At 67.6% G+C, this 12559-nt stretch carries 9 protein-coding genes and 1 pseudogene; 6 read left to right on the top strand and 4 right to left on the bottom strand.

The features are described 5' to 3' along the window. Positions 1 to 4: 4 nt before the first annotated feature. Positions 5 to 241, bottom strand: a complete 237-nt coding sequence (locus tag LPN03_RS13590) for a valine--tRNA ligase (RefSeq protein WP_165183342.1) — start codon at positions 239 to 241, stop codon at positions 5 to 7. A gap of 210 nt (positions 242 to 451) precedes the next feature. Continuing rightward, complete coding sequence (locus LPN03_RS13585) at positions 452 to 676, bottom strand: hypothetical protein (protein WP_165183341.1); 225 nt, start codon at positions 674 to 676, stop codon at positions 452 to 454. A gap of 207 nt (positions 677 to 883) precedes the next feature. Here LPN03_RS13585 and LPN03_RS13580 point away from each other — a divergent pair, with 207 nt between their 5' ends. Next, complete coding sequence (locus LPN03_RS13580) at positions 884 to 2995, top strand: type IIA DNA topoisomerase subunit B (RefSeq protein ID WP_262454621.1); 2112 nt, start codon at positions 884 to 886, stop codon at positions 2993 to 2995. A gap of 149 nt (positions 2996 to 3144) precedes the next feature. On the opposite strand, the gene LPN03_RS13575 is transcribed toward LPN03_RS13580, so the two are convergent. Both LPN03_RS13575 and LPN03_RS13570 read right to left on the bottom strand, forming a co-directional pair. Continuing rightward, positions 3145 to 4098, bottom strand: coding sequence for a M56 family metallopeptidase (locus LPN03_RS13575; RefSeq protein ID WP_262454620.1), 954 nt, complete (start codon positions 4096 to 4098; stop codon positions 3145 to 3147). A gap of 32 nt (positions 4099 to 4130) precedes the next feature. Next, positions 4131 to 4511: a BlaI/MecI/CopY family transcriptional regulator gene (locus LPN03_RS13570; RefSeq protein WP_165183338.1), complete on the bottom strand. Its 381-nt coding sequence runs from the start codon at positions 4509 to 4511 to the stop codon at positions 4131 to 4133. A 153-nt stretch (positions 4512 to 4664) separates the two neighbouring features. On the opposite strand from LPN03_RS13570, the gene LPN03_RS13565 reads away from it, so the two are divergent. From LPN03_RS13565 to LPN03_RS13545, 5 genes and pseudogenes are all read left to right on the top strand, one after another. Next, positions 4665 to 6260: a cytochrome ubiquinol oxidase subunit I gene (locus LPN03_RS13565; protein ID WP_165183337.1), complete on the top strand. Its 1596-nt coding sequence runs from the start codon at positions 4665 to 4667 to the stop codon at positions 6258 to 6260. Positions 6261 to 6332: 72 nt separating this feature from the next. Beyond that, on the top strand, positions 6333 to 7403 hold the full coding sequence (cydB, locus tag LPN03_RS13560; RefSeq protein ID WP_262454619.1) for a cytochrome d ubiquinol oxidase subunit II: 1071 nt from the start codon (positions 6333 to 6335) through the stop codon (positions 7401 to 7403). Between the two features lies 1 nt (position 7404). Further along, positions 7405 to 10860 carry a thiol reductant ABC exporter subunit CydC gene (cydC, locus tag LPN03_RS13555; protein ID WP_262454618.1) on the top strand — a complete coding sequence of 1152 codons (3456 nt, stop codon included), beginning with the start codon at positions 7405 to 7407 and terminating at the stop codon, positions 10858 to 10860. Positions 10861 to 10869: 9 nt separating this feature from the next. Continuing rightward, entirely contained in the window at positions 10870 to 11859 is a 990-nt protein-coding gene (locus LPN03_RS13550; RefSeq protein ID WP_262454617.1) for a GNAT family N-acetyltransferase, read from the top strand. Positions 11860 to 12085: 226 nt separating this feature from the next. Continuing rightward, positions 12086 to 12559 (top strand): annotated as a pseudogene (locus LPN03_RS13545) (hypothetical protein); the annotation flags it as partial.

Raw genomic sequence — 12559 nt, 5'->3', positions numbered from 1 at the left:
CCCGTCATGCGTTGCCGTGAATTGCGCTGCCCGCTGCCCGGTGGGCGGGCACCTCCGTGTCACGTCCGGGAGACCGCACACTTTTCAGGAAGTGGGCCTGCAGGCGCTGGAACACTCCTGGGGCCCGGTGGAAGCGGGGATCGGTGCCGTGAGCCTCGAGCAACAGCCTTCGCTGTTCGAGTGCCACAGTGCGTTCGCGTTCCGTTTGTTGTGCCAGCAGCAGCGCCATGAAGTCAGACATGCTCATCCCTTTCTGCCCAGGTTCATTGGTGTGAACCTTTTTTGTGATGATTCCATCCTTCGCCGGACGGCGTGGACGAACATCGGGCAGTTGCCTTATTTGCGGCACCGCTGCGTGGAGTGGGAGGCTAAGGCACCTTAGCCGTGCCGGCTCCAGGGCACAAAAAAAGGGGCCGCGAACCATGTCCGCAGCCCCTTCAAGTGCTTGTGCCTAGTCGATTGAAACCGGTGCCTTTTCGTGCAGCCGGGCAGTTTCGTCATGCCATTCGGCCGACAATGGGCGCAATGTGGTTTCCACGGAGCGGGCGTGGTGTCCGCAGAAAAGCAGTTCCCCGCCGGAGGACTCCAGCACTACTCGCACATACGCTTGTGCGCCGCAACGGTCACAACGATCCATCGTGTTCAGCTCTCGGCTGGCAATGGCGGTGGTAGTCATGATGGCCTCCTTCTCTAGTTCCTGTACCTAATACAACCACTGCACAGGGCCGTTCCATGTCCACCACCGCGCACTTTCGCTTACCGCGTAGCCCGGCCGGTGCGGCATGCCTGCCTGTGGAGGGGGCAATGAAGCGTTAACCTTGAAAGGGTTGCGGGCTTCGCGTCCGCCGCCCCGTCAACCGCATTCATAAGGAGTACGCCAGCCTTGGCCCGTCAAAGTTCCGATTACAGCGCCCGCCACCTTTCCGTTTTGGAGGGGCTGGAAGCCGTGCGGAAGCGGCCCGGCATGTACATCGGCTCCACAGACTCCCGCGGCCTGATGCACTGCCTCTGGGAGATTATCGACAACTCCGTTGACGAGGCATTGGCCGGCTACGGGCAAAACATCACGGTGATCCTGCACAGGGACAATTCCGTGGAGGTGCACGACGACGGCCGCGGCATCCCGGTGGACGTGGAACCAAAAACCGGACTCACTGGCCTGGAAGTGGTGCTCACGAAGCTCCATGCTGGCGGCAAGTTCGGCGGCACCTCCTATGCGGCTTCGGGCGGTCTGCATGGCGTGGGCGCCAGCGTTGTCAATGCGCTGTCCTCCCGCATGGACGCCCAGGTGGACCGCGGCGGCAAGACGTACCAGATGAGCTTCCGGCGCGGTGAGCCCGGCCACTTCAAGGACACGGGGCGGTCGCTGAGCCCGGACGTGCCCTTCGAACCCTTCACCGAAAAATCCAGCCTGGACGTGGTGGGCACCACCAAGCGCGGCGTCACCGGCACCCGCATCCGGTACTGGGCCGACCGCCAGATCTTCACGCCTGACGCAAAATTTTCCTACGAAGAGCTGGTGGCCCGGGCCCGGCAAACCTCCTTCCTGGTGCCCGGGCTGCGGATCACCGTGCAGGACGGCCGAAGGCTGCCGGGCACGGCCGGCGAGTTCGCCACCCACGAAGAGGTGTTCAGGCACGACGGCGGCATCTCGGAGTTTGTCGACTTCCTGGCGGTCGGCGGCCAGGTGACTGACATTTGGCGCCTGCAGGGCAGCGGCTCCTTTACGGAAACCGTGCCGGTGCTCAATGCCGAGGGCCATCTGGAGAGCACCGCCGTCGAGCGCGTTTGTGAAGTGGACATCGCGCTGCGGTGGGGGATTAGCTACGACACCACCATGCGCAGCTTTGTCAACATCATCGCCACACCCAAGGGCGGGCGGCACCAGGAAGGTTTTGAACTGGCCCTGCTGAAGACCTTCCGCAAGACCATTGAAGCCAATTCGCGCAAGCTCAAGGCCGGCAACGACAAGATCGAGAAGGATGACGTCATGGCCGGGCTGACCGCCGTGCTGACCGTCCGGCTGGCCGAACCGCAGTTTGAGGGGCAGACGAAGGAAATCCTGGGCACCCCGGCCGTGAAGAACATTGTGGCCAAGGTGGTGGAGAAGGAGCTCAAGGCCAAGCTGGAGTCGTCCGCGCGCGGGGAAAAGATCCAGGCCGCGACACTGCTGGAAAAGGTGGTGTCCGAGATGAAGTCGCGCATCTCGGCCCGCGTGCACAAGGAAACACAGCGCCGCAAGAACGCGCTGGAAACGTCCTCGCTGCCCACCAAGCTGGCCGACTGCCGCACCAGTGACGTGAAGAAAAGCGAGCTGTTCATCGTGGAGGGGGACAGTGCCCTCGGCACGGCCAAGTTGGCGCGCTCCTCCGACTTCCAGGCGCTGCTGCCCATTCGCGGCAAGATCCTCAACGTCCAAAAGGCGTCCGTGGGGGACATGCTGGCCAACGCCGAGTGCGCCGCGCTCATCCAGGTGGTCGGGGCGGGATCCGGGCGCAGCTTCGACCTTGAATCCGCCCGCTACGGCAAGGTGATCCTGATGACGGACGCCGACGTCGACGGCGCCCACATTCGCACCCTGCTGCTGACACTGTTCTTCCGCTACATGCGACCCATGATCGACGCCGGCAATGTGTATGCGGCCGTCCCGCCCCTGCACAGGGTGGAGGTGGTCAACGCTGGGTCCAAGCCCAATGAAATGGTGTACACCTACTCGGAGAAGGAACTGCACGCGCTGCTGGCCAAGCTGGAAAAGTCGGGGAAGGGCTACAAGCAGCCCATCCAGCGCTACAAGGGCCTGGGTGAAATGGACGCCGAGCAGCTGGCGGAAACCACCATGGACCCCCGCCACCGCATGCTTCGGCGCGTCACCAGCGTCGACGCCGACCGCGCCGAGCACACCTTTGAGCTGTTGATGGGCTCCGACGTGGCGCCGCGCAAGGAATTCATAGTGGCAGGCAGCGAACACCTCGACGCCGACCGCATCGACGCCTAGCCCCCTCCAAAACCCTCCCTCAGCTTTTGGGCCTTTTCTCCCGACGCTCCCTCACCGTGCTGAGGGAGCGTCGGCGAAAACACCCCGAAAGCTGAGGGAGCGTCGGAGGGTGGAGGGGGCGCCGGGGTCGTCAGGGAGGATCGGGGTGGTCAGCCGCCCAGCATGCCCGGAACCAGCAGGAGCGCTGTCGGCAGGGCCAGCAGCAGTGCCGCACCCGCCAACACCAGCGCCTGCAGTTTGCGCGCCAGCGGCGGTGTGGGGGCCAGCAGCCGGCTGAGCCTGGCCGACGTCGTCGCCGGGGTGTCAATCTGGTCCGCACCACCGCCCACCAGGGCCGTGGCAGGCAGCTGGGCGGGGCCGCTGGCCACCAGGGCGATGGCCGTCACCAGGGTGGACTTGCTGACGGAGCGCAGTGCCACGTCGTCGGCCAGAATCTCAATCAGGGAGGACACTGCGCGCTGGGCGAGCCGTGAGGTGGGCAGCCACGGCAGGGCCGAACGCCACGCCGCAAAGGCCCACAACAGCAGGTGGTGGCGCTGGGTCAGGTGGGTTTCCTCGTGCAGCAGCACGGCACGGAGCTCTTCGGGGGAGAGGAGGGTCATGAGGCCGTCGGAGAGAACCGTGACGGACCGGGACCCTCCGGGCAGGCAGTACGCCACCGGCGCCTCATGGTTGATGACCAGGGTGTCCGGGCGGTCATGGGACGGGGAACTGAGCAGGGCCAGCAGGTCGCGGTGGCGGCGCCTCTGGCGGTTGATGCGGAAGTACGTCAGCCAAAGGGTAAAGACCAGGTGTGCGGAAAGCAGGGCTGCGGCACTGAGCGCGAATGCGTGGACCAGGCCCAGCGCGTCAAGTGATTCGCGGCCCAGGAAGATGTCCAAAAGCCCGCGCAGCCCGGCCGCCAGGTTACCGCCCAGCGGCACCAGGCCGTAGCAGAGCATTGCCCCGATCATGGAGAGCCCGCCGGCCAGCGCCAGGGACTGCCACAGCACCATCGCGGCAAAGGGTGCCGTGGCGGGCCACTTGGCGCGTGAGAGTGCTACCGGGACCGGCCAGGCCAGGGCAATGGCCAGCCCGGCCAGGAGCCACGAGGTCCAATACATACTGCAAACCTACCGTGTGGCGGCGGACGGATTCAGTCGCGGCCCAAAAGCTTGCGCAGGGTCGCGGCCTCGCCTTCGCTGACGGTGCCGATGAAGCGGGCCAGCACGGCTTCGCGGTCGGGGGCGGAGCCCAGCACCTCGAGCATGAGCTCCGCCGTGTGGTCGGCACGGCTCGTGACGGCACGGTAGCGGTGCGGGCGGGAAGAACGCTCGCGCTCCACCAGGCCCTTCTTTTCCAGCCGCGACAGCACTGTCAGCACGGTGGTGACTGCCAGCGGCCGCGATTCCTGTCCGTCGCCGTCCCCCGACGGGCGCTGCGAGAGCAGGTCCCGCAAGGCGTTGGCCGTGATGGCTTCGGGATGTTCCCACAAAAGATCCATGACGGCCCGTTCCAGGTCCCCAAGAGTTGCCATGCAAGATCCTTCTATTCGTAGAGCAAAACTTTTGTTTCCAAGTCCAATGTACAGGTTTTGACAGCAATGTTCTACGCAGGGTAGAACTTAGACTTCTACATAATGTAGAAATTTCACCGCTGGACGGCTCAAGACGTGGAACGAGGCTCGTTGATGGAAGCACTGGACATTGCCAGGTGGCAGTTCGGGATAGTGACGGTGTACCACTTCCTGATGGTCCCCCTGACCATCGGGCTCGGGGCCCTGGTGGCGATCCTGCAGACCACCTGGCACCGCACCGGCAGGGAAGAGTACCTGCGGGCGACGAAGTTTTGGGGCAAGCTGTTCCTGATCAACTTCATCATGGGTGTGGCCACGGGCATCGTCCAGGAGTTCCAGTTCGGGATGGCGTGGAGTGAATACAGCCGCTTTGTGGGCGATGTGTTTGGCGCCCCGCTGGCCATGGAGTCACTGCTGGCCTTCTTCGTTGAGTCGACCTTCCTGGGGCTGTGGATCTTCGGCTGGAAGAGGCTGCCGGCAAAGATCCACCTGGCCTGCCTGTGGATCGCCGTGTGCGGGTCCATCCTGTCCGCCTACTTCATCCTGGTCGCCAACTCATGGATGCAGCACCCCGTCGGCGTGAGGATGGTTAACGGGCACCCCCAGATGGTGGATGCCTGGGCCGTATTTACCAACAACACTGCCCTGGTGGCGTTCTTCCACACCATCACCGGCGCCCTGGCCGTAGCCGGCGGCTTCCTGCTGGGCATCGCATGGTACCACCTGTGGCGCCGCCGTCGTGACGGCATCGACACCGTCGACGCCCGCGGGCACGTTATCGTCGGCGAATCAGCCACCATCCCGGGCCGCGACAAGCGGGACCACGCCGTGTGGATCAAGTCGCTGCGCATCGGCGCCGTCGTCGCCATGATCGCCTTTGCCGGCTCCGCCGTGTCCGGCGACCTGTCGGGCAAGCTCATGTTTGAACAGCAGCCCATGAAGATGGCCGCCGCCGAGGCCGCCTGCCACGACGGCACCAGCTTCTCCGTCCTGTCCGTCGGCGATCTCAGCAGCCGCGACTGCTCCAAGGTGGTGGCAGTCATGGAAATCCCCGGGCTGCTGTCCTTCCTGGCCCACAACGACTTCACCACGGACATCAAGGGCGTCAACACGCTGGTGCCCGAATACCAGGCAAAGTATGGCAAGTACCTGCCCGACGACCCGCTGTACGGAACGCGGGCCGGCCAGGAAATCAACTATGTCCCGGTCATGCCCGTCACCTACTGGGGATTCCGAATGATGATCGGCTTCGGCGGGCTGGCAGCCCTGGCCGCCGCGGTGGCCCTGTGGATCACCCGCAAGGGCACCGTTCCCCAGGCCAAGTGGCTCATGCGGCTGGCCCTGTTCGGCATCCTGGCCCCGTTTGGTGCCAACGCCGCGGGCTGGATCTTCACCGAAATGGGCCGCCAGCCCTTTGTGGTGGCCCCCAATCCCTCCATGAGCGGCGTTGACCAGGTGTTCATGTTCACCGCGGCAGCCGTCTCGCCGGGTGTCTCGGCGGGGGAGATGGTCTTCTCGCTGGCGTCCCTGGCCACCGTCTATGCCGTCCTGCTGGTGGTGGAGGTGGTGCTGCTGGTCAAGTACATCCGCGGCGGGACCGTCTCCGCCATGCCGGAGCTGGCCCATCCGGGCGGCCCGGGCGGGAAGGACGACGGCGGCACGCACCCGGGCGGGGAGGGCGGCGGCGATGTCCTTGCCTTTGCCTACTAGCCCGGCCGCCCGCCGGCCGGGCGCAGCCCCCGCACCTGTTCCGCCAACATCCCTGGACTAAGGATTCATTCAATGGACTTCCTCCCCACCCTGTGGTTCATTCTCATTGCCGTGCTGTGGACCGGATACCTCTTCCTCGAGGGATTCGACCTTGGCGTGGGAATGCTCATGAAGACGTTTGCCCGGGACGAAAAGGAACGGCGCCTGCTGCTGAACACCGTGGGCCCCGTGTGGGACGGCAATGAGGTGTGGCTGATCACCGCCGGCGGCGCCACATTTGCCGCCTTCCCGTTCTGGTACGCCTCACTGTTCTCCTCCCTCTACATCCCCCTGGTGTTTGTGCTGTTGGCCCTCATCTTCAGGGCCGTGGCATTTGAATACCGCGGCAAGGTCCACTCGGACATATGGCGCAGGACCTGGGACTGGGCCATCGCCGTCGGTTCCTTCGTGGCTGCCTTTGGCATCGGTGCCATGCTGGCCCTGACCACCACCGGCCTGCCCCTGAATGCCAACGGCGACCGCGTGGGCGGCCCCTTCGCCTGGTTCACCTGGTACGCAGTGCTCGGCGGGCTGGCACTGGTGGGCTTCTGCCTCCTCCAGGCGGGCGCCTTCCTGGCCCTGAAGACCGACGGCGCCGTCCGCCACCGCGCCCGCCGCCTGGTGGGCCGTTGGCTGGTTCCGGCTCTGCTGCCGATGGCGGCCTGGGCCATTGCGGTGGCACTCCAGAATGGCAAAGCCTTCAGCTGGGCCCTGATCGCCGCTGCCGTGCTGGCGGCAGCCGCGGCATGGCTGGCCAACCGCAAGGACAGGGAGGGGCTGAGCTTTTTGTCCCTGGGCGCTTTCCTGGTGCTGGGCAGCACGGCCATCTTCAGTGCAACCTTCCCCGTGGTGCTGCCGTCCACCCTCAACAGCGCCTGGAACCTCACGGTCACCAATGCCTCCTCCTCGGCCTACACCTTGGGACTGATGACCATTGTGGCCGCCGTGGGCGTGCCGCTGGTGCTGGCCTATCAGGCCTGGACCTACTGGATCTTCCGCAAGCGCATCAGCATCACCCACCTGCCGGACCCGCACGACTTCGCCCCCGCCGTCGGGCCGGCCTCCGGAACAGCCAAGGGCGTTGCCGCGGCAGGGGGAGCCTGACATGAGCCCCCGCCCCGCCCTGCCCGCCGGAAAGAGCACCCGCATGGCCCTGGCCGGGCTCGCCGGCCTGGCCGCGCTTAAGGCCGTGGGCCTGGTGCTCCTCATGGCCGCGCTGGCCCACGCCCTGGGCGGCTGGGCCGGCGGGAGGCAGCCCGAGCTGTTGCGGCTGGCCATCCAGGGCGGGCTCGGCGCCGCCGCGCTGGCCGCTGCCGTGTGGGGCCAGCAGGTGCTGGCGCGGCGGGCGGCCCTGGGCACCAAGGAGGAACTGCGGGCACGTCTCATGGCCCACCGGCTGTCCGGCAACAGTGCGGGCAGCACCGGCACCGGTGCTGAAGGGATGCTGGCCAGCCGCGGGCTGGACGGGCTGGACAACTACTTCACGGCGTACCTGCCCGCACTCGTCAGCTGCGCCGTGCTGCCCGCCCTCATCGGCCTGCAGATCCTGCTGACCGACTGGGTCAGCGCCCTGGTCGTGGCACTCACCGTGCCGCTGGTGCCGGTCTTCATGGTGCTGATCGGCTTCCACACCCAGGACCGGGTGGAGCTCGCTGCCCGGGGCCTGGACAGGCTGTCGAACCACCTCCTCGAGCTGGCCCGGGGCCTTCCCGTGCTTGTGGGCCTGAGGCGTGCAGGGGCCCAGCGCCGGGCGCTCGCAGACGTCTCCGAGCAGTACCGCAAATCCACCATGGCCACCCTCCGCACCGCCTTCCTCTCATCCATGGCGCTGGAATTGATCAGCACCATCTCGGTGGCTGTCGTGGCCGTCTTCATCGGCGTCAGGCTGGTTTACGGCGGCATGACGCTCGAGGCGGGGCTCCTGGCCCTCATGCTGGCCCCCGAATGCTTCCGGCCGCTGCGCGACGTTGGCGCCGCCCATCACGGCAGCGAGGACGGCGTCGAGGCACTGCGCCGCGTCAATGAGATCCTGGGCACGGACCGGCCTGTGGCCGCTCCCGGCTCCGGTGCGGCCGTCGCCATCCCGGCCACCCGCCAGGCCACCGCTTCCATGCCCGACGCCGGTGCCGCCGTCGTGCGGGCCGAGAACCTGCGCGTCCGGTATCCGGGGCGGACGGAGGCAGCCCTGTCCGGCTTCTCGGCTGTGGTGCCGCGCGGGGGCGTGCTGGTGCTCGACGGCGCCAGCGGCACGGGCAAGTCCACTGCCCTGGCGGTGTTGGCAGGGCTTCCGGGGGATGCCGAAGTCAGCGGCAGGCTGCGCACTGCCTCACGGGATGCCCTTGCCTGGGTGCCGCAGCATCCCGTCTTTTCTGAAGACACCATGGCAGCCGAGGTGGCCCTCTACGCCGCCGGGCAGCTGGGCCTGGAGGTGCCGGACGGTGCCGTGCACAGGGCCCTGGAACAGGTCAATGCGGGCCACTTGGCGGCTCGTTCCCCCCTTGAGTGCAGCCCCGGGGAGCTGCGCCGCGTGGCCGTGGCCCGGGCGCTGGCGCGAACCGCCACCGACCCTTCAGTGGAACTTGTCCTCTTCGACGAGCCCACGGCCCACCTGGATCCCGTGTCGGCCCACATGGTTCGCCGGGCCATCTGTGCCCTGCGCGGCACGGTGGCCCTGGTCGTGGCCACCCATGACTCGGCGCTGGCGGGCCTGTTGCGCGGCCCGGTGGTTGAGCCTGCCGGCCCGCTGGTTTCGCCTGCCGGCTCGGTGGTTCCGCCTGCCGAAACCCATAGGACCGGGCCCTTGCGCTCCGGCACACCCGCCGCCAAAATTCCCCCCACCGCGCCGGGTCATGCCCTTGCGGGCCCGGCCACATTCAAGTGGCGCTGGCTCCGGCAGCTGCCTCTGCGCTCGCCCCGCTTCCTGGCCGGTGTTGCGGTTTCCGCCCTTGCAACACTCAGCGCAGCTGCCTTGTCCGGCGTTTCCGGCTGGCTCATCGTGTGGGCCGCGGCCCAGCCGCCCATGATGTACCTCATGACGCTCATTGTTGGCGTGCGGGCGTTTGGCGTGGGCCGTTCCGTGCTCCGCTACAGCGAACGCCTGCTGACGCACGACGCCGTCTTCCGCTGGGCCGCCGACCTGCGGCTGAAGCTGTGGGACGCGCTGGGATCGAACGTGCGCCATTGGGGGCGGCTGACCCGCTCGGGCGGTTCCCTGGGGACCCTGGTGGCCGACGTCGACGAGCTGCGGGACGCGCTGCCCCGCGCTGCCGTGCCCATTCCGGCCGCCATCCTTTCGTTTCTGGCGGTGCTGGCCGCCACGGTGTGGCTGGTTCCGGCGGCCGCATGGCCCGTGGTCCTGCTGGGGGTCCTGGTGCTGCTGGTGCTGCCCGTGGTGGTGTACGCGGCCCAGCGCCGGTCATCGGCTGCGGCCGCCGTGCACCGTTCCTGGCTGGCGTCCAGGGCCACCACCCTGCTGGCTGCAGCGGACCAGCTGGCCGCCAACGGGGTGGGGGAGGTCCAGGCCCGCGCCTTTGCCGCCCGCGACCTGGCAGTCTCCGCACCGTTGCGCCGCCTCGCCTTTGCCAACGGATTGGGCCAGTCGGCGGTGTCGGCCCTGACGTCGGCGGCCGCCGTCGCCGTGACGGCATGCTCCATCGCCGCCGGGGCGGACCCCCGAGCAGCGGCCGTGGCGGCCCTGCTGATGCTGGCGCTGGCAGAACCGCTGGGCCAGTACATTGAAGCCGTGGAACAGTTGCCCGTGCTGGGCACCATGATGGCGCGGACCATGCCGCTGCTGGACAGTGCCACAACGGGGGCAGGCGGGGTGGTGGCTGCACCGCCCGCAGCCATTCCGGACCGTGTCATTGAGATGGATCCCGGTGCCTCCGTGCGCGTGGATGGGATCACGGCCCGGTACCCGGGCGCCCCGGAGCCGGTGTTCACAGGCATCAGCGGGGGCACGGAGCGCGGGCGGTGGTGGAGTGTCAGCGGGCCCTCCGGCGCGGGCAAATCGACCCTGCTGGCCGTGCTGCTCGGCTTCCTCAAGCCTGAACGTGGCAGCTACACCATCAACGGCGGGCCGGCGTCGCCGCAGGCCCTGGCGCGGATTGCGTGGTGTCCCCAGGAGGCATATCTCTTCAACTCGACACTGCGCTCCAACCTTTCGCTGGCCCGCCCTGCCGCCAGCGCCCCCACGGACAGGGAGTTGGAAACAGCCCTGGAAACCGTGGGGCTCGGGCCGTGGTTCCGGGCGCTCCCGGAGGGCCTCGCCACACCCGTCGGTCCGGGTGGCCATCATCTCTCCGGCGGGCAGCGGACCCGCGTGTCGGTGGCACGGACGCTCGTGGCGGGTGCCGCCGTCGTGCTTCTCGATGAACCGGCCGCGCACCTGGGCGAGGACGAATCGCAGGAACTTGTGGAACAGTTGCGTGCTTCCCTGGCCGATGTCGCGGTGGTCCTGGTGACCCATGACGCCGGCCTGGCTGCGACCGCTGACACCCACCTGTCGCTTGGGCTGGCGAACGGCAGGGAGGCTGTGGTGCAGGAGGCAGCCGGCGTTTAGGCTGGGGGGATGACGGCCCTCCCCGACAAGTCCCTTCCATGGGCCGGCGGCCTGGCGTTCCGGCCGCTGGCCGACGGCGACATTGACGGTTGGCTTGCCCTGGTGGAGCGCATTGCCGCGGCCGAGAAAGCGCACTGGCATGAGACCCGTTCGGAGCTGGCAACAAGCTTCGAGGATTCCGTCAACCCCTCTGCGGAGAACACGCTGGCGGGTTTTGATGCCGACGGGGTGCACAGGGCCTATGCGAGCGTGTCCAAAAATCCCGGCGCCGCGGTGGGCTATGCCTTCGGTGGCGTTGACCCGCAGTGGCAGAGGCGGGGGATTGGCGCCGGCATGCTGTTCTGGCAGGAGGACCGGCTGCGTGCCCGCTTCGCCTCGGAAGGGCTGCCGCCGGGGATGGTGCGAAGTTACACCCAAGAAGTGAATCCGGCGCATACCGGGTTGTTTGCCGGGGCCGGTTATCTACCGGTGCGGTACTTTTCCGAGATGGCCCGGCCGCTTTCCGGTGCGCCCGCTGTCGCGGTGCCCTCGGGGATTGTGTTGTCGCTCTTTACGCAGGCCTTGGCCGAACCGGTCCGGCTCGCGCACAATGAGGCATTTGCAGACCATTGGGGCTCGGAGCCGCGGAGTGTCCAGCAATGGGGCTTTCTGCTGAAATCTGAGAACTTCCGGGCCGCGTGGTCTGCCGTGGCGCTTGACACCCGCACCGGGGAGGTGGCCGGATACCAGCTTTCCATGTACGACCCTGAGCGGTTTGCGAAAGAGGGCCGGCAGGAAGGGTACACGGAAATTCTTGGCGTGCGGCGGGCCTGGCGCGGGCGTGGGATTGCGTCCGCCCTGCTGTCCGATGCCATGGCCCGGTACAGGGCGGCAGGGATGGAGCACGCCTGCCTGGATGTTGACACTGAAAACCCCACGGGCGCGTTGGGGCTCTACGAAGGAATGGGCTACCGGCCCGTGCGCCGCACCGTGGCCTGGGAGAAGCATCTGGGCGGATGATCCACGCAGTTTTTTGCCCCGGCCGCTTTGCTCCCGCGGCTTTGCTGCCGCTGCCGGCCAGGCTCGCTGCTGGTGATGCTCGACGCCGGTGGGCTTGCTTCCGGTGCCGGGCCTGGTTTGTGCGCGGTGGCGGTGGCTCGGAAAGGCGGGGCTCGGTGGCAGGGGATATAGAATATTTGTCCTAGGAACTATTGCGTTTCGGTTACGGTGCGGGTAGTGTGGGTTCATGGACGGGTTGGTGCCTGGCCCCGGGAACGGGGAGTCGTCCGCCGCACAGGATGTGGCGGCGGTGCTGGCCGCCGTGTCCCTGCCCGTCGTTGAACCGTTTGGCCCCGGCAGCGCCTCCCTGGCCGGGTTGCCGGCGTTCATCCCGTACCCGGTCCCCGACCCGGAACCGGCCTCCCGGGCCTCCACCGCCCGGGCCGTGCAGGCGGGCACGGCCGCGGCCCTGGAGCAGCTGCGGGTCCTGGAATCGGGGCTCGCGGCGGTGAAGGCGGCCCTGGTGGCCCGGCACCTGGGTGCGGCCGCCGTGGAGGCCGCCGCCCTGGCCCTGGATGCGTGGCAGGGCGGGATTGCCGAATCCGCGGCCGTGGCCGAGATCGGGGCGAGCCTGCACATTCCCGAGTCCAGTGCGCGGCTGCTTGCGAACCAGGCCACGGAGCTGGCCGCCCACCGCCGGGACACCCTGGATGCCCTGACC

Origin of the sequence: Arthrobacter sp. A2-55, assembly GCF_025548615.1 — a bacterium.
Lineage (GTDB): Bacteria > Actinomycetota > Actinomycetes > Actinomycetales > Micrococcaceae > Specibacter > Specibacter silviterrae.
Note: the sequence above shows the minus strand (reverse complement) of the source record. Positions and strands in the feature narration are given on the sequence as shown.